This window comes from Amycolatopsis sp. NPDC047767 (genome assembly GCF_040704195.1).
In the GTDB taxonomy this organism is placed as follows: Bacteria; Actinomycetota; Actinomycetes; order Mycobacteriales; family Pseudonocardiaceae; genus Amycolatopsis.
This window is the reverse complement of sequence record NZ_JBEYSJ010000044.1, coordinates 36,599-59,135: the sequence shown is the minus strand read 5'-3', so window position 1 is coordinate 59,135 and position 22,537 is coordinate 36,599. Positions and strand designations below refer to the sequence as shown.

Sequence of the window (22,537 nt, the reverse complement as noted above, 5' to 3'; positions counted from 1 at the left end):
CCCTGTGACTAGTTCTCTGGGTGCCCGGTTGCGCGAGCGGGTGGCGGCGCGCGACCAGGCGCCGTTGCTCCTGGCGGGTGCGCCCAACGCGCTCACCGCCCGGGTCGCGGAAGAGACCGGGTTCGAAGCCGTCTACCTCTCCGGTGCCGGGATCACCAACACCTACCTCGGTGCCCCCGACGTCGGCCTGCTCTCGCTGCCGGAGCTGGCCGGCCACGTCGAGGCGACGCGCGACGCGGTGTCCCTGCCGCTCGTGGTCGACGCCGACACCGGGTTCGGCAACGCGCTCGGCGTGCAGCGCACCGTGCGCACGCTCGAACGCGCGGGCGCCACGGCGATCCAGCTCGAGGACCAGGTCTCCCCCAAGCGGTGCGGCCACTTCACCGGCAAAGAGGTGATCGAGGCGTCCGAGATGGTCGGGAAGATCCAGGCCGCGGTCGACGCGCGCACCACCGAGGACTTCCTGATCGTGGCGCGCACCGACGCCCGCGCCGTGGTGGGGCTGACCGCCGCGTGCGAGCGGGCGAACCTCTACCGCGAAGCCGGCGCCGACATCCTGTTCGTCGAGGCGCCCGGTTCGCCGGAGGAGCTGGCCGAGATCACGCGGACCGTGCCCGGCCCGCACATCGCGAACATGGTCGAGGGCGGCCTCACCCCCATCCTGCCGCTGGAAGAGCTGCGCGCACTGGGTTTCTCGGTCGCCCTCTACGCCAACACGGCCATGCGCGGCGCCGTCGCCGGGATGCGGATCGCGTTGCGCCACCTCATGGACCACGGCGACACCACCGAGATCGGCGACAAGATCATCAGCTGGGCCGACCGGCAGAACCTGGTGCGCAAGCCGCTGTTCGACGCCCTCGACGAGAAGTACGCGGGAAGGACCACCGAATGAAGCCCTACGATCTGCGACTCCACGGCGGCTCGGTCGTGCTGCCCGGCACCGGCCTGAGCGAGGTCGACGTGTGCGTGCGCGACGGGAAGATCGCCGCGATCTGCGCGCCGTCCGACGAGCTGCCCGCCACCGAGACCGTCGACGTCACCGGCCGCTGGGTGCTGCCCGGCGCCATCGACGCCCACGTGCACCTGGGCCAGGACCTCTCCGTGCCCAAGACCGTCGAGGACGCCGCGCTGGAGACGGCTTCGGCCGCGGCCGGCGGCGTCACCACGATGCTGGCGTACCTCATGAGCCCGCAGCCGTACGACGAGCTGTTCCCGGCCGCGCGCGACCTGATGGCCGAGCACGCGCACACCGACTTCGGCTTCCACTTCTGCGTGGTGACGCCCGAGCACGTCGAGAACATCGGCCACTACGCGCGTGACCTCGGCGTGTCGAGCTTCAAGGTGTTCACCAACTTCCGCGGCAACGAGGGCGCGTACCTCAACCTGCCCGGCAACGACGACTCGTTCCTGTTCGACGCGCTGCAGGCCGCCGCCGACTCCGGCGCGATGATCGCCCAGCACGCCGAGAACATCGAGCTCGTGTGGCGGCTGCGCGAGCGGCTGAGCAAGGACCCCGACGCCGGCCTGGACGCTTGGCACGCCGTGCGTCCGCCGTATGTGGAGGCGGAAGCCGAGGGCCGGGTCGCGTACTTGGCGAGCGTGGTGGGCGCGTCGAGCTACGCGGTGCACGTGACGAGCCGGGAAGCGCTTTCAGCCTTGGAACGCCAGCGTGCGGAGTACCCCGACGTGTTCGTGGAGACGTGCCCGCACTACCTGACGCTCGGGATCGACTCCGGGCTCGGTTCGCGCGGCAAGGTCAATCCGCCGCTGCGGACGCGTGACGACCGGGAAGCGTTGTGGGAGGCCGTGGCCGACGGGCGCGTCGACGTGATCGGCTCCGACCACGTGCCGCGGCATTTCAGCGCGAAGGACAAGGATCTGTGGAGCGCGTCGGCCGGTTTCCCCGGTACCGGAACGCTGTTGCCGCTGCTGTTGAGCGAAGGGCACTTCAACCGGGGGATTCCGGTGGAGCGGCTCGTCGACCTCACGGCCACGCGTACGGCGCAGCTGTTCGGCCTGTGGCCGCGCAAGGGCGCGATCCGGATCGGCGCGGACGCCGATTTCGCCGTGGTGGACCCGAACCGGCCTAGCACGGTCGCGGCGGCGACGCAGCATTCCGGTGCCGCGTATTCGGTGTGGGAGGGCTGGGAGTCGAAGGTGAGCGTGCAGCACACCATTCTCGGTGGCGAGTTCACCGTGCGCGACGGTGCGGTGCAGGGCCCGCGTGGGCAGTTCCTGGCGCGGCGCAACAGTGGCCGTGCCGCGCTGGGTTTCGGTGCGAAGCAGGAGGTTTCGGCGTGAGCGACCGTCCGTGGTCCGACGTGATCACCGCCGACGACGAGGCCCGCTACGAGGCCGCGGGGTTCGGCAAGCCCGCCGGTTTGGGCGAGCGGCCGGCGTTGCTGATCATCGACGTGCAGTACCGCACTGTGGGGAACTCGCCGAAGCCGTTCTTCGAGTCGGTGGCCGAGGACTACCGCACGAGCTGCGGCCAGGCCGGCTGGGACGCGGTGGCGAACATCAGCCGGTTGCTCACGACGTTCCGGGCTGCCGGCTGGCCGGTGCTCTACCCTTATGTGGCCCCGAAAGCTTCGTACGACTCGGGCCGGCTGGGCGCGAAGGTGCCGTCCATCATGGACGTTCCTTCGCAGGGGTACGAGTTCGTCGCCGAGGTCGCGCCGGCCGAGGGTGACGTGCTGCTGCCGAAGCGGCACCCGAGCGCGTTCTTCGGGACGCCGCTGGTGAGCTACCTGATCGACCGGGCCGTGGACACTTTGGTGGTCACCGGCTGTACCACCAGCGGGTGTGTGCGGTCCAGTGTGGTCGACGCGTTCGCGTACAACTTCCGCGTCGCCGTGCCGCACGACGCCGTGTACGACCGCACGCCGACGGTGCACCAGGCCAACTTGTTCGACATGGCGCAGAAGTACGCCGATGTTGCCAGCACGGACCGGATCCTCGCGGCCCTTTCGGAGGTCTCGGCATGACGGACGTCGACGTGATCGTGGTCGGGGCCGGCGGTGGTGGCCTCACCGCCGCCCTGGCGGCCCACGACGCCGGCGCCAGTGTGGTCGTGCTGGAGAAGGCGGAGCACGCGGGCGGGAACACCGCGTTGTCCACGGGCTCCGTCCCCGGCGCCGGCACGCGCTTCCAGGCCGCGGCGGGCATCGACGACTCCGCCGATCGCCTCGCGACGGACCTGCTGGCCCAGTCGGGCAGCCACGACGCCGACGACCTCGCCCGCCTGCTCGCCGCGGGGTCGGCCGCGCTGGTGGAGTGGCTGATCGACACACACGGCGTCGACCTGCGCTTGATCACCGACTACAAACACGTCGGCCACTCCGTGCCACGCCTGCACGCCCCACCGTCACGCAAGGGCCGCGACCTCGTCGCCGACCTGCTGCGCGCCGTGCGGGCGACGGACACCGAGGTGCTCGTGCACACGCCCGTGGCCGCGTTGCTCCACGACGACGGCCGCGTCACCGGCGTGCGCGTCTCCGGCCCGCGCAGTGGCACGTACGAGATCACCTCCCACGCCGTGGTACTTGCCGGCAATGGCTTCGCCGCCAACCGCGACCTCCTGCGCGAGTGGGCCCCGGACATCGCCGGCTTCGAGTACTTCGGCTCCCACGGCAGCACGGGCGAGTCACTGCAGTGGGCCCTCGCGCTCGGCGCCCGCCTGGGCAACGCCACGGCCTACCAGGGCTACGCGGCCGTCGCCTACCCCCACGGCTCCATCACGTCGTGGACCACGGTCGAAATGGGCGGCGTCCTGGTCAACGGCGCCGGCCAACGCTTCGGCGACGAAACCCGCGGCTACTCCGGCTACGCCGACGCCGTGCTCGGGACGCCCGGTCCGTGGCACGTCGTGTTCGACACGAAGATCCGCGACTACGTGTCGAGCCACGAACAGGAGTTCGCGGAACTCGTCGCCCTGGGCGGTGCCCGCGAATGCGCGACGGTCACGGACCTGGCCACCTTCTGCGGCGTCTCCCCTTCCTCCCTCTCCACGACTCTGGCTTCCGCCGCATCGGCCGCCTCCGACACCACCCAGGACCCCTGGGCCCGCACCGACTGGGGCTTCGGCCCGCTCCACCCGCCCTACGTCGCCGTCCGCTCCGTCCCCGGCCTCTTCCACACCCAGGGCGGCCTCCTCGTCGACGCCCACGCCCGCCCCACCACCGCCACCGGCCCCCTCCCCGGCCTCTACGCCGTCGGCGGCACCGCCACCGGCATCAGCGGCCTGACCGGCGGCGCCGGCTACAGCTCCGGCAACGGCCTCCTGTCCGCCCTCGGCCTCGGCCACCTGGCCGGCACCCACGCCGGCTCCGCCCTGCGGTGAGCGGTTTCGCCGTGGTGGGGAGTTCCGTGCGGGGAGGAGTTGTGTGGTGAGGGGTTCCCCTGCGTGCAGGGGTCCCCTGTGGCGAGAAGTTGCCGTGCGGCGAGGAGTTCCCCGGTGGTGAGAAGCCGCCTTGCAGGCGCAGTCGCCCCGCGGCCGGGAGTTCCCCCGTCGCGAGGAGCCGCCCTGCAGGCAGGAATCGCTCTGCGGCCCGGAGTTTCCCTGTCGCGAGGAGCAGCCCCGCAGGCAGGAGCCGCCCCGCGGCGAGGAGTTTCCCTGCCGCAACGAGTCACCCCGCAGGCAGGAATCACCCTGCAACCAGGAGCTCCCCGCCGTGAATAGCGCCCCGCAGGCAGGAATCGCCCCGCGGCCGGGAGTTTTCCCGTCGCCAGGAGTCACCTTGGAGGCATGAGGCGCCTCGTGGTTCCTCCCTACCGCTGACCGGCCGGGCGATGGCGTGGCCAGGCCACGGCGAGCCTCGCCTCAAGGGTGTGGAGACCTCCGGGGCGTTTCACCCGTCGTCAGGAGCCGTCCTGTGGTTCCTTCCCGCCGCTGACCGGCCGGACCTATGGCGTAGCCAGGCCGTCGCGAGCGTCGCCTCAAGGGTGTAGAGACCCTCCGGGGTGGTTCACCCGTCGTGCCGGTTCTCTGCGTGCGCCACCTCCGTCCAGGTCGTTGGCACCTTTGTTGATGACATTCTCGACAGCTCCTTTCTCACCTACGTTCGTCGCCGCAGAATTCGCGCAACACAAGGCGAGGTTGGTTGCGGCCGTCCGGAGCGGGCGATTGTCCAAGACTCGCGCGATACTCCTACGTGGACAGTGCGGCCGGCTGCACTGTCCACAAGAGAGCGTCCACGCTACGTGACCCACCTCCATTCATGGCGGCCAGGCGTGAGGATTTCCGTGGCGAGGTGGGCCTGGCCGGCCGACAGGAAACCGGCGAGGTAGGCCATCCCGGCGGCGGTGATGATGTCGATGGTGCCGTTGCGGAGGGCGGTGAGGGTGGTCGGCAGGTGGGATGCAAGGGCAGCGTGAAGAGCCGTGACAGCTTCGGTCTCGGCGTGGGACAGGGCCAGGCGTCGGGAGATCTCGGTGGCTGTGTGAGCAGTGGAGGACTTCATATCGAAAACAGTATCGAACACCTGATCGACAATGCAGTCGCTGAATCGGGTGGTCTCGGAGTGGTCCGCCGGATCAGCGGCGGCACCACGACCGACCCGACTCACCCGGCTCGAAGCAGCCCTAACAGCCCATTGGGCCGTTAGCCCCCGAGTCCGGCTACTCTGGGTAGACCATGTCGAAGGGACGACCGTGATGCGTCGGGTTCGTCGGGCGGCCGCCCTGGTTGTTGCGTTGCTGTTGTTGTTCGGGGAGCCCTGGTCGGTGTTCGTGTTGCTCCCGGGGTGGCCGGTGGCGGGGACCGTCGTGGGGACGGTGGTGTTCGCGGGCGCGATGGTGGCGTTCCCGGTGCTGATGTTCCAAGGGCACGGGCCGCGGCAGAGTGACGCGGCGGCGCGGGCCGGGGATGTCCTGCTCGGCACGATCTGGGTGCTGTTCACGTGGAGCGTCCTCGGGCACGTGTTGCGGCTGGCGCTGCTGGCGGCGGGCGTCGACGACCCCGCGCGGCCGCGGATCGTGGCGGCGGCGAGCCTGGCGGTGTCGGTGGTGCTGCTCGCGGTCGGCAACCGGGTCGCGATGCGGGTGCCGCCGGTGAAGGAAACGGACGTGGTGATCCCGCGGCTGGGCGCGGGCGTCGACGGCCTGCGCATCGCGGTCATCACCGACACGCACTACGGCCCCCTCGACCGCACCAAGTGGTCGGAAAAGCTGGTCGCCGAGGTGAACCGGCTACAGGCCGACGTCGTCTGCCACGCGGGCGACCTCGCCGACGGGTCGGTCGCCAAGCGGCGCAAGCAGGTCGACCCGCTGGGCGGCGTCCAGGCCGGCCTCGGGCGGTTCTACATCACCGGCAACCACGAGTACTTCGGCGAAGCGCAGGCCTGGCTCGACCACATGGCGAGCCTCGGCTGGGACACCCTCCACAACCGCAGCACCCTCGTCGAGCGCGGCGGTGACCGCATCCTCTTCGCCGGCATCGACGACCCCACCGGCGCGGCCTCCGGGCTGCCCGGCCACGGCCCCGACCTCCCCGCCGCCCTCGCCGGCGCGGATCCGGACGTCCCCGTCGTCCTCCTCGCCCACCAGCCCAAGCAGGTCAACGAGGCCCGCGAGGCCGGCATCGACCTGCAAATCTCCGGCCACACCCACGGCGGCCAGATCTGGCCCTTCCACCTGCTCGTCCGCCTCGACCAGCCCACCCTGTCGGGCCTCACCCGCCACGGCCCCACCCAGCTGTACAACAGCCGAGGCTCCGGCTTCTGGGGCCCGCCGTTCCGCGTGTTCGCACCCAACGAGATCAGCCTCCTCACTCTCCGCCGCGCCGCCTGACCTGGCGCAAGACCGCCCCGCCTGACGCGAGCGACGCCGGGCTGGGCGAGCACTCCGGCGCGACGCCAGCGACCTGGGCGTCGCCGACCACAACCCGGCCACCAGATCCGGCCCGAGCACAGCCGGCCACCAAGACCTCGCGCAAGCAACATCGGGTCAGACAAGTGCCTCGGCACGACCGAAGGGCTCCTACGCCACCCGACTGGCTCGCCTTCGCCGCCCCTGCGCCGGCGAGCACGCCTGACCGAGGCACCACAGCCCCTCGTCCGCCCACCCTGACACCGCCAACCGCGCCTGCCTGACCCTCCCCGCCCGCCCCGATCTCAACCCAGCCGCCGGGACTGGTCTGGGCACCGCGATTCTCGGCCGCCCGGTCGGGCGAGCGCTCCGGCGCGGCCCAACGACCCACCCCGCACACCTCGTCCCAGCACCAGGCCCGGCCCGAGCACAGCCACGCCCCGCCGCCCGGCCGGGCAAGTGTCGCGGCGCGGCCCAACGACCCACCCCGCACACCTCGCCCCGGCACCAGGCCCGGCCCGAGCACAGCCACGCCCAGCCGCCCGGCCGGGCAAGTGTCGCGGCGCGGCACAGCGGCCCGCCCCGCACACATTGCCCCAGCACCAGGCCCCGCCCGAGCACAGCCACGCCCCGCCGCCCGGCCGGCCGCCCGGCCGGGCAAGTGTCGCGGCGCGGCGCAGCGGCCCGCCCCGCCGAGTTCGTCTCGGGGCCAGGCCTGAGTGCAGCGACTGTCGGCCGCCCGGGCGGGCGAGCGATTCGGCCTGGAACAGCGGCCGTGGGTTCGCTCGGCAGGGCCGCCTTCGCTGGTCCCCGGCCTGGCGAGCATGCCCGACCTGGGCACGACCGACCCGCGATCGCCTGGCCTGACTTGAGCAACGCCAGGTCAGGCGAAGGCGTCGGTGCGATCCAGCGATCCGTCGTGCCACCCGATCGGTCGTGAATTCGCCGATCTCAACCCTGCCAAGCAGCATCGACCGCCGTGACTCGAGCAGGTCCGGCGAGTGCTTCGGTCCGCCGCGCTCAACCGCATCGTGTGGCCTCGGCCGACGTCCCCCACTGACCTACCGACTAATTTTTTTGTCTTGACGACACAAACCATCGGTGACAACGTTCTCCACAACATCTCACCGGTCCCGAGAGAAGACTCGCCATGACCACCGTCGAACAGAGACCGACCGCCAGGCCACGCAGCGCGGACAAAGCCCTGCTCACCGCAGGAATCGCCGCCGGACCCGTCTACCTCGGGACGGCCCTCGCCCAAGCGTTCACCCGGCCCGGGTTCGACCCCGCAAGGAACGACGTCAGCCTGCTCGCCATCGGCCCGCACGGGTGGATCCAGGTGGCCAACTTCGTCGTCACCGGGCTGCTCGTCCTCGCCTGCGCAAAGGGGCTCAGGAGCAGGCTGATCGCCACCTTCGGAGCCGGCCTGATCGCCGCCGGGGTCTTCACAGCCGACCCCGCAAACACCGCGATCTCCTGGTACGGGGCGCTTCACATCGTCGCCGCCGGCATCGGATTCCTGGCCTTCACCGCGGCGTGCCTGGTCCAAAAATCCGGCTACTCCCGGGTCACCGGCATCGTGTTCCTCGCCGCGTTCGGCGGGGTCGCCAGCGGGTCCGCCAACCCCGTGGTCGTGATCGGGTTCTGGGTGGCCGTCGCGCTCGCGTTCGGGTGGCTCGGCGTGACAGCGGTCCGCGCCAAACGCACCATCAACCACTGAAAGAGAGGCAAAACCCATGCCCACCACCACTTCCGCCGACGGCACCACCCTCGGCTACACCCGCGTCGGCACCGGGCCTTCGCTAGTGCTCGTCGACGGGGCGATGTGTTACCGCGGCTCGACGCCCAACGACGCCATCGCGAAGAAACTCGCCGGCGCCTTCACCGTCTTCACGTTCGACCGCCGCGGCCGGGGCGAGAGTGGGGACACCTTGCCCTACGACGTGGAGCGCGAGGTGGAAGACGTCGCCGCCGTCGTCAAGGAAGCGGGTGGCGAAGCCGGGCTCTTCGGGATCTCCTCGGGCGCCGTGCTCGCGCTCGAAGCGGCCCACCGCGGCGTGCCGACGAGCAAACTCGCCGTGTACGAGCCGCCGTTCGTCGTCGACGGGTCGCGAAAGCCGCTCGAAGCCGACTACACCGCGAAGCTCGAACAGGCCGTCAAGGACGACAACCGGGCGGAAGCCGTGCGCCTCTTCATGCGCGTCGGCGTCGAACTGCCCGCCCCCATGGTCGCGATGATGCGCCTCATGCCCGCGTGGCCGAAGCTCAAGCGCGTCGCCCACACGCTCCCCTACGACAACGCCTTGATGGACGGAAACCAAGCCGGCGAACCACTCCCCGAAGGACGCTGGTCGGGCGTCACCGCGCCGACGCTCGCCATCGACGGCGGCAAGAGTCCCCAGTGGATGCGGACCGGCGTGGCCCAGCTCGCCCAGACGCTGCCGGGCGCCACCTACCGCACGCTCCCGGGTCAGACCCACCTCGTGAAGGCCACGGCCCTCGCCCCCGTGCTTGCGGAGTTCTTCACACCTCGCTGACACCACGACAACCCGTACGGCAAGCTGACCGGGTGGCCACGCGAGCGCTGATCTTCGACTTCGACGGAACGCTGGCCGACACCGAAGCCGCGGTGCTGCAGTCGTGGCAGGAGATGTTCCGCGACCACGGCACGGAGCTCCCGCTGGAGGTCTGGCACACCGTGATCGGCACGCAGAACACCGCCGCCACGATGTTCGAGCTGCTCGCCGAACGCGTGGCGAACATCGACCCCGAGCAGCTGCGCCCGGCGATGCGCGCCCGGGTCCACCAGCTGCTGGCAGCCGAAGGCCCGCGCGATGGCGTGCTCGGCTACCTCGACGAAGCCGCGAGCCGGAACCTCAAGCTCGGCGTCGCGTCCAGCTCGTCCGGCGCCTGGGTCCACGGCCAGCTGGCCCGCCTCGGCCTCGCCGAACGGTTCGGCTCCGTCGAGACCGGCGACCGCCACGCCGCCAAACCGCGCCCCGACACCTACCTCGCCGCGCTGGCCACGCTCGACGTCCCGGCCGAGGAGGCGATCGCCTTCGAGGACTCGCCCCACGGCGTCAGCGCCGCCAAGGCCGCCGGCATCCCCACGGTCGCCGTGCCGAACGCCATCACCACCGTGCTCGACTTCGGCCACGCCGACCTGGTGCTGCCGTCGTTCACGGCCAAACCGCTGGCCGAGGTCCTCGACCTGCTGGGCTAGACCACTTCGGACAGCCGGTCGAGAAACGCCCGCTGCCCCTTCACGAGCTTCACCCGTGCGGCGTCGAGCCCGAACCACTCGACGCGGTCCACCTCCGGGAACTCCTGCTTGCGCCCCGAGCGCGGCGGCCACTCCAGCTCGAACGTCCCCGGCACGACCGCCGCCGGGTCCAGGTCCGCCTCCACGGCCCACGCCGTGACGACCTTGCCCGACTGGCGGACGTCGCCCAGAGGAAGCCACGCACCGTCGGGTGCAGGCAGGCCGAGCTCCTCCGCGAACTCGCGCCGCGCGGCGGCCACGGGCTCCTCGCCCTCCTCGAGCTCACCCTTGGGCAGCGACCACGCGGCCTCGTCCTTCTTCGCCCAGAACGGCCCGCCCATGTGCGCGAGCAGCACCTCGACCTCGTCGCGCCGGCGGAAGAGCAGCAGCCCGGCGCTGTGTTTGGCAGCCATCGCGACAGTCTGCCGGAACCCACCCGGAAAACCCGTCCGAAAAAAGTTTCCGCGCCCGTGTCGATCCGCGGCGAGCCCGCTCGACGCATCGGCAAAAGGGAAAAACACTCGGAGGGAACCGGAAATGACCACCATCACCCGCACCCAGGCCACCTCGTCCACCGCGTCGGCCACGAAGCCGCAGCTCGTCGAGCGGGCTCGCCCGATCGTGCTGGCCCTGTTCCGGGTCGTCACCTCGACCCTGTTCCTGATCCACGGCCTGGCCGGCTTCGGCTTCTTCGGCGGCATCGACGGCCAGGGCGGGGCCCTGCCGTTCGGCAGCTTCCCCGGCTTCTGGGCCAGCGTGATCGAGGTCGTCGGCGCCGTCCTGATCCTGCTGGGCGCGGCGACGCGACCGGCCGCGATCGTACTGTCCGGCGTGATGGCCTACGCCTACTTCACCGTCCACGCGCCGATGGGCCTGCTGCCGATGCAGAACATGGGCGAGCCCGCCGCGCTGTACTCGTGGATCTTCCTGACGATCGCCTTCACCGGCCCGGGCGCCTTCGCGCTGGGCAACCTGCGCCGCCGGGTCAAGAACGCCCGTCAGTAGCCCGCGGCCGCCAGGTCATTGTGCTTCATCACGTGCTCCATGAGGATCGTCAGCACCTGCTTGGTGGACTCCCGATCACGGGCGTCGCACAGCAACAGGGGAACGTCCGGGTCGAGGTCCAACGCGGCCCGGACCTCTTCTGTGCCATAGCGGTACGCGCCGTCGAAGCAGTTCACGCCCACGATGAACGGCAGGCCACGCCGCTCGAAGAAGTCCACCGCGGCGAAGCACGATTCCAGCCGCCGCGTGTCGGCCAGCACCACGGCGCCCAGCGCGCCCTCGGACAGCTCGTCCCACATGAACCAGAACCGGTCCTGCCCGGGCGTGCCGAACAGGTACAGGATCAGCTCGGGGTTGATCGTGATGCGGCCGAAGTCCAGCGCGACGGTGGTGGTGGTCTTCTGCTCCACGCCCGACAGGTCGTCGACGCCTTCGGAAGCGGTGGTGATCACCTCTTCCGTGCGCAGCGGGGGGACCTCGCTGACCGACCCGACCATCGTGGTCTTGCCGACCCCGAACCCGCCGGCGATCAGCACTTTGACCGCCGTCGCGGTCAGTGCGCGCCGGGGTTCAGAGTTTCCGGATGCCATCGAGAACCGCCTGGAGTACGTGTTTGTTCGGGGCTTCGGTCGGTGGTGCCGCGGTACGGAACAGCACCAGGTTCTGCTCGATCAGATCACTCAGCAGAACCTTCACCACAGGCAGGGGCAGGTCCACGCGCGCGGCCACCTCGGCGACGGACGTCGGTTTCTGGCACAGGCTCAGGATCTGCGCGTACTCCGGCTCGATCGCGGCCACCTCGCGCGCGGTGCGCATGGCGACCACGAGCGTGATCAGGTCCAGCCCGAGCGTGTCCGAGCGGGTGCGCCCGCCCGTGACGGCGTAGGAGCGGACCAGCGGCCCGGCCTCGTCGTCGAACCAGGACTCGTGCCGGCCGCTCATGGCGAGGTCCGCTGGACCACTCCGGCCCGCGGTGCCGCCGTGAGCACCGCGCCGACCCGCTTGACCATCAGGTTCATCTCGTACGCCACGAGCCCCATGTCCGCGTCGGCGCTCGCCAGCAGCGCGAGGCACGCCCCGCGGCCGGCGGCCGTCACGAAGAGGAACGCGTGGTCCATCTCCACCATCGTCTGCCGCACGTTGCCGCCGCCGAAGTGGCGCCCGGTGCCCCTCGCGAGGCTCTGGAACGCCGAAGCGACGGCCGAAAGGTGCTCACCGTCCTCTTCGGACAGATTGCTCGACCGGCCGATCAGCAGCCCGTCGGACGAGAGCACCACTGCCCGCTCGGCACCGGCGACCCGCTTGACGAGGTCGTCGAGCAACCAGTCGAGCTCGTTGACGCCGTTGTTGGCCATCAGTCGCGATCTCCGTACCTGTTGTCGTCGTAGTCGACTTCCGTCTCCCGGGCGCGCCGGGTGCCCTGCTGGAACGCCGTGAGGCGGTTGCGGGCCAGTTCCGGCGTGTCCTCCCGGGTCTCCTGGAGCTCGTGCGCCGGACGGTCCTCACGCAGCTGGGGCACGAGGTTCTGCTGACGCCGGCGCTGGGGCAGCGGCGGACGTCCGGGCGCTTCCGGCCGGTACGGCTGCTGGGGGCGGCCGTTCTCGGGCGCCGGCCGCGGCTCGTGCGCGGGCCACGCCGGCTGCGGTGGGCGCGGCGGCCGGGCGGCACGCGGCGGAGCGGGCTGCTCGACCGGCGGCGCCGGCGGTTCGTACGCGGGTGGTTCCACCGCCGCGACCGGAGCCGCTTCGGGACGCAACCGCGCCGCCCGCCGGCCGACGCGGCTCATGCGCACCGGGTCCTGCACCGGCTGCGCGGGCACCGGCACCGGGGCTTCTTCTTCGGGAACGTCCGGCGTCGCGTCGGCCAGCGGCGCGAGCAGATCCCGGCGCACCAGCACGATCGCACGCGTGCCGCCGTAGGCCGATTCCCGCAGGTGCACGGAGATGCCGTGGCGCGACGCGAGCCGGGCGACCACGAACAGGCCCAGCCGCGGCTCGTCCGACAGCGCCATGATCCCGAAGTCCGGCGGGTCGGCGAGCATCGCGTTGAACTCTTCGGCCTGCTCCTTCTCCAGGCCGAGGCCCTGGTCCTCGACCTCGATCACCACGCCCTTGCCGACGACGTTGCCGCGCAGCTCGACGCGCGCCTCCGGCGGCGAGAACGACGTCGCGTTGTCGATCAGCTCCGCCAGCAGGTGCACGAGGTCGCCGACCACCGGGCCACGCACGGCGACCGAAGGCAGCGCCGCCGTCTTCACGCGCGAGAAGTCCTCCGTCTCGGCTGCCGCGCCCCGCACCAGTTCCGCCAGGCTGACGGGGTTGCGCCACTGCCGGCCGGGCTGGCCGCCGCCGAGGATGATCAGGTTCTCCGCGTTGCGGCGGGCCCGCGTCGAGAGGTGGTCGAGCTGGAACAGCGTGTCCAGCTGGTCCGGGTCCTCCTGCTTGCGCTCGGCCGCGTCGAGCACCTTCAGCTGCCGGTGCACGATGACCTGGCTGCGGTGGGCGATGTTGAGGAACACCGTCTTGGTGCCCTCCCTCGTCTTCGCCTCTTCGACGGCTGCGGCGATGGCCGCCTGCTGCGCCTTGTTGAACGCCTCGGCGACCTCGCCGATCTCGTCGTCACCGTGGTCGAGGAAGTGCCCGCCCTCTTCGAGGTCCACGGGCTCGCCCGCCCGCACGCGCTCCACCAGCTCCGGCAGCCGGACCTCGGCCGCGTCGAGCGTGTCCTCCCGCAGCCGCGCGAGGCGCGCGATGAACCGGCGCGACAGGCGCAGCGCGATCAGCACCACGATGATCGCGATCAGCAGCGCGGCGGCGCCGGCGATGATCGAGTTGGTGAGCGTGGTGTCGGCGTCGGCGATCGCCGCGTTGGTGGCCGCGGAGCTCTGCGTCACGAACATCGTCATCAACGTCGTGGCGACCTGGTGCGCGGCGTCGCGCCACTGCTGCTGCGGCACCGGCAGCTGCTTTTCGCCTGCCAGGAACGCGTTTTCGACCTGGGTGACGGTGCGCCAGTCGGCGCCGGCCACGAGCTTGTCGTAGCTCGCGCGCACCTGCGGCAGCATCTGCGGCACGGACTGTTCCAGCTGCGCGTGGTACGCGCCGATCTGCCCGATGTACGCGCGCTGCTCGTCGCCGCTCAGACCGCCCGAGGCGAGACCGGCGGCCGACAGGGCGTCGCTGCGCTGCATTTCCTCGGCGGCGTTGAAGATCGGGATCGCCGACAGCCGCGCGAACGCGTTCTCGGCACCGCGCGCGGCCTGCGCGAGCCCGGCGACGCCCTGCGTGAACTGGTCGATGATCTGGTCGTAGAAGGTGAACGTCTGCAGCAGCGGCAGCTGCCCCGCGTCCACCTGCTGGCGCACCTGCGGCACCTTCGAGTACAGCCCGGCGAACGTGGCGATGTTCTGCTTCACGCTCGCGGGCACGGTGTTGTCGTCGGCGAAGTTGCCTTCGAGGATCGAGCTGATCTGCGCGGCCGCCGCGTCGGTCTTGGGCCGCGCGGCCTGCAGCGCCTGCCGCGCGTCCGACTGTCCGGCCAGCAGGCTCATCGACAGCTGCCGTTCCTGCTCGGCGGCGAGGATGAACGGGATGCCCGGGCCTTCCGAACTGCGGATCTTCTGCGCGTAGTCCCGCGCCTGCAGGGCGTCGGTGATCAGGTAACCGGCGAGCGCGACGCCGACGAGCAGGAGAGCGAGACTCGGAATCAACGCGATCGCGAGCACGCGTGATCGAATCGACGAGCCGCGGCTGCGACGAACAGAATTCTGCTTCACCGTGGTCCGTTTTCCTTCCGGCAGTACAAGGTAATCGGGTCGCCCAGGGTTTTCCCACCCGGTTCCGACCAGCCGGATCAACTCACCGTGGTCCATCGCCCGCGACGACGTTAGGCAGGCCGGGCACCAACGTCAAGTCCGGATGCGAATCAAGGTCATGTTCCCGTGATCCACTCACAACTCCCTGCGGGGCTTTGGAAAATCCACCACCGGAAGGGTGAGCTTGGTCGCAGGAGGAATGGGCCGGACGGCGGTGCCGTCGTGACCTGCGGCGCGCTATCGGCGACGTGAACGGCGTGTGAGGAACGCCGAATTCATCGGTGAGGTCGATCACGGAACACGCGGACGGTCCGTGACGATCACCTTACGCGCGGCCCCGGACTCCACGCGAGGACGAAAAGGCGTGAAATGGACTACACCGGCCGCGGAATCGCCGGTCGAACCGGCGCGATTACCACTTTTCAGCGCCGAACGCCGTTCGGACGCGAGTCGCCGTCGCGGTGCAGGACCAAGCGCGGCACGGCGGGCCAGTCGAGGTCGTCTTCGTGGCCGGCCTCACGAGCCGAGCCGCCGCGCCGGCCGCGGCGGACGAGATCGTGCAGCATCTCCCGGCACGCCCAGCCGAGCACGGCCACGGAGCAGACCAGCACCAGCACGAGCACGGATTCCACCGGGAAACGCACGAACAGGCCACCGAATTCGGCGAGCAGAATTCCGATGACCACCCCGATCAGGAGCGTGCCGACATACGAAAGCGACACCTCGCGAACCCGTGCGCCGGCCATCGCCGCCCCTTTCGCCCGGCAACCGCACCGACGTTTCCCTTGCCGCACGTGCCCGGGATCGCGCCGGTCCGCGGTGCGCCCACCAGCGGAAAAGCAGGGTCCGATCATAGCGGGCAACCACGCGGAACTGTCGCGGTCGCTCACCCGAAGGGGCTATGCGGGGATGCATTCAGCCGTGAAAACCACGATTTTCCGTGAATTCGGTTCGCCTTTTCGTTCAGCTCAGCTCATGCAAGGCCGTGACGGCGCGCAGCACTTCCACGTATCGCGTGTAGAGCGGCGCGAGCCCGAACCGCAGCACGTCGGGCGGGCGGAAATCGCCGAGCACGCCGCGTTCGTGCAATGCCGACATCGTCCGTTGCGCGTCCGGCACGCGCACCGAGATCTGGTGGCCGCGGGCGTGGTCACGCGGCGTCGGGACGTCGGCGCCGGGCAGCAGCTCGTCGAGGCAGCGGAGGAAGAAATCGCCCAGTGCCAAGCCTTTCGCCCGCAACACGGCGAGGTCGACGTCGTCCCACACGTCCAGCGCGGCGTCGAGCGCGAGCAGCGACAGGATGTCCGGGGTACCCGCGCGCGCCCGCGAAATCCCGGCGCCCGCGCGGTAGCCGGCCTCCATCGCGAACGGGTCGGCGTGCCCGGCCCAGCCCGCGAGCGGCTGATCGAACGACTCCTGCCGCCGGCTCGCGACGTAGACGAACGCGGGCGCGCCCGGCCCGCCGTTGAGGAACTTGTAGGTGCAGCCCACCGCGTAGTCGACCTCGTGCTCGTCGAGCCGCACCTCGATCGCGCCGACGCTGTGGCAGAGGTCCCAGACCACGGCGGCGCCGGCCGCGTGCGCGGCGGCGGTGATCGCGCCCATGTCGTGCAGCCGGCCCGACACGTAGTCCACGTGGTTCACCAGCACCGCGGCCGTCGCCTCGCCGCACGCGGCGGGCAGCTCGGCGACCGGCACGCGCCGCACGGCGTGTCCGGTGAGCCGCCCGACCTGTTCGGCGACGTAGCCGTCGGTGGGGAAGGTCGCGGCGTCGAGCAGGATTTCGGCCCGGCCCGGGTTCGCGCGCACGGCGGCGACGAGCACCTTGAACAGGTCGACGCTCGTCGAGTCGGCGACCACGACCTGCCCGGGCGCCGCGCCGACGAGCGGCGCGATCCGCTCGCCGACCCGCTCCGGCGCGTCCCACCAGCCGTCGGTCCACGAGCGGATCAGCCGGCCGCCCCACTGCTCGCGGACCACGTCGGCGAGCCGCTGCGCGACGTGCCGCGGCGGGGCGCCGAGGGAGTTGCCGTCGAAGTACGCGACGGCCGGGTCGAGGTCGAACTCCGCACGCTTGGCGGCCAGTGGGTCGGCGGCGTCGAGGGCGGCGGCTTCTGCGCTGAGTTCCCTGCCGGCGTGGGTCATGCGGCGAACTCGTCGGCGAGGGTGTTCCAGAACATCAGCTCGTAGCTCTGGAACAGCCGGGCGTACGTCCGCGCGGTGCCGGCGTCGAGCCGGCCGGCGTCGAGTCCGGCCTGGATCGCGGCGAGCGCTTGTTCTTCGATTTCCGGGACGTCGGCGGCGAAGAAGTCGAAGAACGCGCACGCGTCGTCGTCGAAGCCGTAGTGCTCACGCATCCCCACGGCGAGGGCAGCGCAGTACCGGCCCCACGCGGCGAAGTTCGCGAAGATCGCAACAGCGACTTCAGCCGCTTCGCCGTTCAGCGCCAGCCACGCGAAATACGCCGGATAGGCCTGACAACCCGCGCGCGGCAGCTCCGTCCCCGGATCGTCGCCGGCCGCGGCCGCCAGCGCGTCGAGCTTGCCCAGCGCGAGCCGCTCCCCCGGCGCGAGGCCGCCGAAGAACTCGCGCGCCCGCGGTTCGTCGGCGCGGGCGGCCAGCGCGTGGAAGCTGCGCCAGTCGCTGCGCACGATCCACCGTTCCTCGGCGGCGATCGCGGCGAACACCGCCCGCGGCGCGGAGCCGGACGCGACGAGCGGCACGAGCCGGTTGCCGTCGTCGCGCGGCGCGAGCTCGCGCCGGATCGCGGCCAGCAGTTCACGAGCGGACTGATCACGAGCGGGCACGGGCTCTCCTTCGGCGGGGGCTTCCATTCAAGCAGGATCCGCTGAAGTGGATCTTTTCTCCGACCAGTGGGGAATAGACCGTTTTGCGTAGTTCACGGTCAGGTCCACGCAGGCAAGCGGAGTGGCCGCGATTCTCTATCCACACCGGCCGGGAGCCCCTACAGTGGTCGCTCACCAGCACCACCGGAGGAGGGCCAGCGTTGACCACCCCGCAGTCCGCAGCCGCACAGGCCGAGGGTCAGACGATCCCCCGCCTGCTGCACCGCAACGCCACCGAGTACGGCGAGCACCCCGCCGTCACCTCGCTCGACCTCGAGGGTCACCCGACGCTGAGCTGGAGTGAGTTCCGCACCGCGATCGCCGAGTTCTCGCGCGGCCTGGCCGGGCTCGGTCTCGGCAAGCGCGACCGCATGCTGATCATGGCCGCGAGCAGTCCCGACCACCTGGTCGCCGACCTCGCCGCCGTGCACCTGGCCGCGATCCCGTGCACCGCCTACGCGACGCTGAGCCCGGACCAGATCCGCTACGTCGCCCGCCACAGCGCCGCACCCGTCGTCGTCCTCGGCGGCGCGGGCGAGCTGGAACGCTGGCTGCCGGTGCTCGACGATCTGCCCGCACTGCGCCACGTCGTCGTGATGGACGCGGCCGCGATCCCGGCCGGCGACGAGCGGTTCGTTTCGTTCGCCGAAGTGCGCGAAGCCGGACGCGCGGCGCTGGCCGAGGACCCTGACGCGTTCGAAGCCGCGTGGCAGGGCATCCAGCCGGACGACCCACTCGCGATGATCTACACCTCCGGCACCACCGGCGATCCCAAGGGTGTCGTGCTGTCGCACCGCAACGCCGTCCACGAAGGACTCGCGGTGCAGAACCTGCACGACGCGCCCATGCACGCCAAGAACATCGCCTACCTGCCGCTGGCGCACATCGCCGAGCGCGAGCTGTCGATCTACCTGCCGCTGCTGTGGGCGGGCCACGTGCACACCGTCGCCGACGCCGCCGGGGTCGTCGCCGCGCTCGGGCAGGTGCACCCGGAGAGCTTCTTCGGCGTGCCGCGCGTGTGGGAAAAGATGGTGGCGGGCATGAAGAACATGCTCGGCGGCGTCCCCGAGGACCGGCGCGAGGCGCTGCTCTCGGCCAACGCCCTGCTGCAGGAGGGCTACAAGCTGCGATCCGCCGGCAAGGAGGTGCCGGCCGAGCTCGCCGAGCGCATCGCGAAGACGGACGAAGCCGTGCTCGCCCCCGTGCGCGCGCTGCTCGGTCTGGACAAGGTGCTCGTCGCCTCCAGCGGCGCCGCGGCCCTGCCGGTGGAGGTCCTGTACTTCATCGCCGGCCTGGGCGTGGAGATCCAGGAGGTCTGGGGCCTGTCCGAGACGACCGGCGCGGCTACGTCGAACAGCGCCGGCGGCTTCCGCGCGGGCACCGTCGGCAAGCCGCTCGAGGGCGTCGAGGTGAAGGTGGCCGAAGACGGTGAGCTGCTCGTGCGCGGCCCCATCGTGTTCCTCGGTTACCTGCAGGAAGACGGCTCGATCGCCGACGCCACCGACGCCGACGGCTGGTACGCCACGGGCGACATCGGCACCATCGACGAAGACGGTTTCGTGCGGATCACCGACCGCAAGAAGGAACTGATCATCACCTCGAGCGGCAAGAACATCGCCCCCACCCGCATCGAGGGCCTGCTCAAGGAGCACCCGCTCATCGGCCAGGCCGTCGCGATCGGCGACGACCGCCCGTACGTCACCGCGCTCATCGTCCTCGACGACGAGATCGCTCCCGGCTGGGCAGCGGCCAACGGCATCGAGGCGGCCGGCATCGACGAGCTGGCCGCCCACGAGAACGTGCTGGCGGAGATCGAGCGCGCGGTGGAGTCGGCCAACAGCCGGCTGGCCCGTATCGAGCAGATCAAGCGCTACCACCTGATCACGCAGGCGTGGACTCCCGAAACCGGCGAGCTGACGCCCACGCTGAAGCTCAAGCGCCGCGTCATCAACGAGCGCTACGACGCCGCGATCAAGGACCTCTACGCCGCCGCCAGGCCGGCGTCCTGACCCGTGAACCCCCGGGGCGGCGCGGGTCCAGGCCGCCCTGGGGACCTCACGCGATCCGGCTGCTGTCCGTCCACTTGCGAAGGCGTGGCGGCACCCGCTTCTCGAGCCCGTAGTTCTCGAGGTGCGCTGAGAACACCTCGTCGAAGGCGTTCTGCACCGTCTCCGTGTCCCACGCCTGCCGCTCGAGGATCGGCTGCTTCAGGAACGGCTGACCCATCACGTGCAGCTGCGGCCCGTTGCACCGGATCATCTGCCCGGTGATCCCCGCCGACCCGTCGCCGAGCAGGAACAGCACCACCGGCGCGATCCGGGACGGCGTCCGCTCCGGCGGGCAAGCGCGCAACGCCCGCTCCGACTTCCACACCATCCGCGTGTGCGCCACCGGGCACACGGCGTTGGCCCGGATCCCGTGCTCCTCCAGGTCCAGGGCCCACGAATACGTCAGCGAAGCGACGGCGCCCTTCGAAGCGGCGTACACGCCCAGCTTCCGCTGCCCCAGCGAAGCGCCGGACGAAATATTCACGATCGACCCGTGCACCCCGCCGGCGACCATCGCCTTGATCGCGGCCAGGCCCGTGTACATCACGCCCAGGACGTTGACCTCGACCAGCTCCTTGGCTTGGTCGACGTTGTCGTCCCACGGCAGGGCCTCGTAGTTGAGCCCGGCGTTGTTGACCAGGCCGTCGATCCGGCCGAACTCGCCCACGCACAGGTCCACGATGGCCTGGGCCTGCGCCGGGTCGGAAACGCTGTGTCCACTCGCGACGGCCCGGCCGCCGTGCTGCCGGATGTTCTCCGCCGTGCGTTCGGCTAGGCCGGCGTCGACGTCGTTGACCACCACGGCCCCACCCGCGCGGGCCACGTGCACGGCGAACGCCTCGCCGAGTCCGCGTCCTGCGCCGGTGACGACCACGGCCTTGTCCTGCATGAGCCTGTCCATAACCCTCTCCCCACTGGCCGGCGCCGGCGGGGCGAAGAACCGCTCCACCGGGCTCCTTTTCAGTGTTGGGCCATTCGGTGCGGCAAGCAGGGCGACCGCGACGAACGGTGGCCGTGCTGCGCCGAGCGAGTGAAGGTCGACCAGCCCACCGGTACCTCCGGACAGGTCAGCACCGACCGGGAGTGGGTCCCGCCGCCGGCCCCGCGGCCCCCTGAACGGCCCAGCCGGAGATAACGCGCGTATCTGCTGTTCGCCCGACCGTAATCAGCGGCATACTGATTGTTGTCCCGCCGCCCGGGAACTGTGACTCCCTCGGGGTCGCCGTCACAGCCCAGGCAGAATGCCCACCGGACACGTTCACCCGATCGGGGAGGGGGAAGTGGTCACCCTGTGACGACCCACGCCACGCCACGGCTGACGGCGCCACTACGGAACGTCGAGTACCGCGTTCTGTGGGCGGCCGAGGCCATCTCGAGCGCGGGCGACCAGCTGGCGAAGGTTGCGCTCGCCATCCTCGTCTACAACCGCACCGGCTCGGCCCTCTGGGCCGCCGTCGTCTACGCCCTCACGTTCCTCCCCGCGCTGGCGGGTGGGCTCGGGCTGTCCTTCCTCGCCGACCGCTACCCGCGGCGCGCGGTGCTGAGCGCGAGCGCCGCGGTGCAGGCGGTGCTCGTGGGGCTCATGAGCCTGCCGGGCATGCCGCTCGTCGTGCTGTGCAGCCTGCTCGTGGCCGTGCAGCTCGCCGCGTCACCCGCCAACGCCGCGCAGAACGCCATCACCCGAGAAGTGTTCACCGACGACGAGATCTACCTGCGCAGCCAGGACCTGCGCGGGATCACGACCAACACGGTGATGCTGCTGGGGCTCGCGGGCGGCGGCCTGCTCGTGACGTTCGTGGGCACGTCGTGGGCGCTGGCGATCGACGCCGTGAGCTTTGCCGTCGCCTCGCTCATCGTGCGCGTGTGGGTGCACGATCGCCCGGCCGCGGGTGGCGAGCAGACGACGTGGTTCGGGGCCACGCGGTTCGTGTTCGGGCAGCGCAGGCTGCGGGTGCTGATCGCGCTGTCGTGGCTGGTCGGGCTCGCGGTGGTCCCCGAGGGACTCGCGGCTCCGCTGGCGCAGCAGCTCGGCGCGTCGTCCGCGGCCGTGGGCTGGCTGCTGGCAGCCGACCCGCTGGGGTTCGTGGCCGGCGCCTACTTGCTCTCGAAGTTCGCGTCCGCCCAGGTCAGGCTGCGCCTGCTGGGCATCCTCGCGACGACGTCGCTGGCCCTGCTCGCGCTGTTCCTGCTCCAGCCGAACCTGGCGCTGGCTCTCGTGCTCCTCGCACTGGCGGGTGCGATGGGCGCGTACATCATCACGGTCACCGCGACGTTCGCCACCTGGGTGCCGAACGAGCTGCGCGGCGGCGCCGGCGGGCTCTACCGCACGGGGCTGCGGGTCGCGCAGGGAGTCGGGGTCGCGCTGGGTGGGGTGGTCGCCCAGGTGACCGGGTCCGCGGTCACCGCCATCGCGCTCGCCGGTCTGCTCGGCGTGGCGCTGGCCATCCCCACCGCCTTCTCGTGGACCCGGGTGCGGCACGCGGTCGCGGCCGACACCGGGCTCTGAGTCGTGGCCGGCTCGTTCACCGGCCGGGGCGATCCGGTTCTGGGATCCGGATCGAAGTCTCGGGGTGCCCTGCGTTGTGAGGCCCTGTGTTGTCAGGCTCGGTGTTGCCAGGCTCAGTGCTGTCGGGCTTCGCGTTCTCAGGCTTCGCGGTCACGCATCGCGGCTCTCCTCTGCTCACACGGTCACGAACTCTTGGCTGCCGGTCACCGGAATCACGCCTCGCGGTCACGCACGGTGGGCCACCTCCTC

At 70.9% G+C, this 22,537-nt stretch carries 21 protein-coding genes; 11 read left to right on the top strand and 10 right to left on the bottom strand.

Annotated elements, in window-relative coordinates; translation table 11 throughout:
- Window positions 1–4: 4 nt before the first annotated feature.
- From AB0878_RS44010 to AB0878_RS43995, 4 genes are read left to right on the top strand one after another with little or no spacing between them, the layout of a single operon-like run.
- Window positions 5–892, top strand: coding sequence for an oxaloacetate decarboxylase (locus AB0878_RS44010; RefSeq protein WP_366588268.1), 888 nt, complete (start codon window positions 5–7; stop codon window positions 890–892).
- Window positions 889–2,301 carry an amidohydrolase family protein gene (locus AB0878_RS44005; RefSeq protein WP_366588265.1) on the top strand — a complete coding sequence of 471 codons (1,413 nt, stop codon included), beginning with the start codon at window positions 889–891 and terminating at the stop codon, window positions 2,299–2,301. The genes AB0878_RS44010 and AB0878_RS44005 overlap by 4 nt, the downstream gene beginning before the upstream one ends.
- A complete protein-coding gene (locus AB0878_RS44000) occupies window positions 2,298–2,987 on the top strand; it encodes an isochorismatase family protein (protein WP_366588262.1) in 690 nt (229 codons plus the stop codon). Before AB0878_RS44005 ends, AB0878_RS44000 begins: the two co-directional genes overlap by 4 nt.
- Window positions 2,984–4,342 (top strand): FAD-dependent oxidoreductase, encoded by a 1,359-nt coding sequence (locus AB0878_RS43995; protein ID WP_366588260.1) that lies wholly within the window; start codon window positions 2,984–2,986, stop codon window positions 4,340–4,342. The genes AB0878_RS44000 and AB0878_RS43995 overlap by 4 nt, the downstream gene beginning before the upstream one ends.
- Window positions 4,343–5,198: 856 nt before the next feature.
- On the opposite strand, the gene AB0878_RS43990 is transcribed toward AB0878_RS43995, so the two are convergent.
- Window positions 5,199–5,567, bottom strand: coding sequence for a hypothetical protein (locus AB0878_RS43990; protein WP_366588257.1), 369 nt, complete (start codon window positions 5,565–5,567; stop codon window positions 5,199–5,201).
- 88 nt (window positions 5,568–5,655) lie between these two features.
- Between AB0878_RS43990 and AB0878_RS43985 the strand changes: the two genes are divergently transcribed.
- From AB0878_RS43985 to AB0878_RS43970, 4 genes are all read left to right on the top strand, one after another.
- Window positions 5,656–6,789: a metallophosphoesterase gene (locus AB0878_RS43985; RefSeq protein WP_366588255.1), complete on the top strand. Its 1,134-nt coding sequence runs from the start codon at window positions 5,656–5,658 to the stop codon at window positions 6,787–6,789.
- 1,168 nt (window positions 6,790–7,957) lie between these two features.
- Window positions 7,958–8,527: a DUF998 domain-containing protein gene (locus AB0878_RS43980; protein WP_366588253.1), complete on the top strand. Its 570-nt coding sequence runs from the start codon at window positions 7,958–7,960 to the stop codon at window positions 8,525–8,527.
- A gap of 16 nt (window positions 8,528–8,543) precedes the next feature.
- A complete protein-coding gene (locus tag AB0878_RS43975) occupies window positions 8,544–9,344 on the top strand; it encodes an alpha/beta hydrolase (RefSeq protein WP_366588251.1) in 801 nt (266 codons plus the stop codon).
- Window positions 9,345–9,376: 32 nt separating this feature from the next.
- A complete protein-coding gene (locus tag AB0878_RS43970; RefSeq protein WP_366588249.1) occupies window positions 9,377–10,030 on the top strand; it encodes an HAD-IA family hydrolase in 654 nt (217 codons plus the stop codon).
- Here the strand turns inward: AB0878_RS43970 and AB0878_RS43965 are convergent.
- Window positions 10,027–10,482, bottom strand: a complete 456-nt coding sequence (locus tag AB0878_RS43965) for an NUDIX domain-containing protein (RefSeq protein ID WP_366588247.1) — start codon at window positions 10,480–10,482, stop codon at window positions 10,027–10,029. The genes AB0878_RS43970 and AB0878_RS43965 overlap by 4 nt on opposite strands.
- 124 nt (window positions 10,483–10,606) lie before the next feature.
- On the opposite strand from AB0878_RS43965, the gene AB0878_RS43960 reads away from it, so the two are divergent.
- Entirely contained in the window at window positions 10,607–11,074 is a 468-nt protein-coding gene (locus tag AB0878_RS43960; RefSeq protein WP_366588245.1) for a DoxX family protein, read from the top strand.
- On the opposite strand, the gene AB0878_RS43955 is transcribed toward AB0878_RS43960, so the two are convergent.
- The 7 genes from AB0878_RS43955 to AB0878_RS43925 all read right to left on the bottom strand — a co-directional run bounded on the left by AB0878_RS43955 (window position 11,068) and on the right by AB0878_RS43925 (window position 17,695).
- Complete coding sequence (locus AB0878_RS43955) at window positions 11,068–11,664, bottom strand: ATP/GTP-binding protein (protein ID WP_366588243.1); 597 nt, start codon at window positions 11,662–11,664, stop codon at window positions 11,068–11,070. The two genes, AB0878_RS43960 and AB0878_RS43955, sit on opposite strands and share 7 nt — an antisense overlap.
- On the bottom strand, window positions 11,645–12,016 hold the full coding sequence (locus tag AB0878_RS43950; protein WP_220243701.1) for a DUF742 domain-containing protein: 372 nt from the start codon (window positions 12,014–12,016) through the stop codon (window positions 11,645–11,647). The genes AB0878_RS43955 and AB0878_RS43950 overlap by 20 nt, the downstream gene beginning before the upstream one ends.
- On the bottom strand, window positions 12,013–12,429 hold the full coding sequence (locus tag AB0878_RS43945) for a roadblock/LC7 domain-containing protein (protein ID WP_220243702.1): 417 nt from the start codon (window positions 12,427–12,429) through the stop codon (window positions 12,013–12,015). Before AB0878_RS43945 ends, AB0878_RS43950 begins: the two co-directional genes overlap by 4 nt.
- Window positions 12,429–14,849, bottom strand: coding sequence for a nitrate- and nitrite sensing domain-containing protein (locus AB0878_RS43940; protein WP_366588241.1), 2,421 nt, complete (start codon window positions 14,847–14,849; stop codon window positions 12,429–12,431). The genes AB0878_RS43945 and AB0878_RS43940 overlap by 1 nt, the downstream gene beginning before the upstream one ends.
- A 461-nt stretch (window positions 14,850–15,310) precedes the next feature.
- Entirely contained in the window at window positions 15,311–15,634 is a 324-nt protein-coding gene (locus tag AB0878_RS43935; RefSeq protein ID WP_366588239.1) for a hypothetical protein, read from the bottom strand.
- A 217-nt stretch (window positions 15,635–15,851) separates the two neighbouring features.
- Entirely contained in the window at window positions 15,852–17,033 is a 1,182-nt protein-coding gene (kynU, locus tag AB0878_RS43930) for a kynureninase (protein ID WP_366588236.1), read from the bottom strand.
- On the bottom strand, window positions 17,030–17,695 hold the full coding sequence (locus AB0878_RS43925) for a transcriptional regulator (RefSeq protein WP_366588233.1): 666 nt from the start codon (window positions 17,693–17,695) through the stop codon (window positions 17,030–17,032). The genes kynU and AB0878_RS43925 overlap by 4 nt, the downstream gene beginning before the upstream one ends.
- Window positions 17,696–17,895: 200 nt before the next feature.
- Between AB0878_RS43925 and AB0878_RS43920 the strand changes: the two genes are divergently transcribed.
- The gene (locus AB0878_RS43920) at window positions 17,896–19,743 is read left to right on the top strand and encodes an AMP-dependent synthetase/ligase (protein WP_366588230.1); all 1,848 of its coding nucleotides are present in this window, start codon (window positions 17,896–17,898) and stop codon (window positions 19,741–19,743) included.
- A 46-nt stretch (window positions 19,744–19,789) separates the two neighbouring features.
- Here the strand turns inward: AB0878_RS43920 and AB0878_RS43915 are convergent, their stop codons facing one another.
- The gene (locus AB0878_RS43915) at window positions 19,790–20,683 is read right to left on the bottom strand and encodes an SDR family oxidoreductase (RefSeq protein ID WP_366588227.1); all 894 of its coding nucleotides are present in this window, start codon (window positions 20,681–20,683) and stop codon (window positions 19,790–19,792) included.
- A 390-nt stretch (window positions 20,684–21,073) separates the two neighbouring features.
- On the opposite strand from AB0878_RS43915, the gene AB0878_RS43910 reads away from it, so the two are divergent.
- Window positions 21,074–22,288: an MFS transporter gene (locus AB0878_RS43910; RefSeq protein ID WP_366588225.1), complete on the top strand. Its 1,215-nt coding sequence runs from the start codon at window positions 21,074–21,076 to the stop codon at window positions 22,286–22,288.
- Window positions 22,289–22,537: the final 249 nt, after the last annotated feature.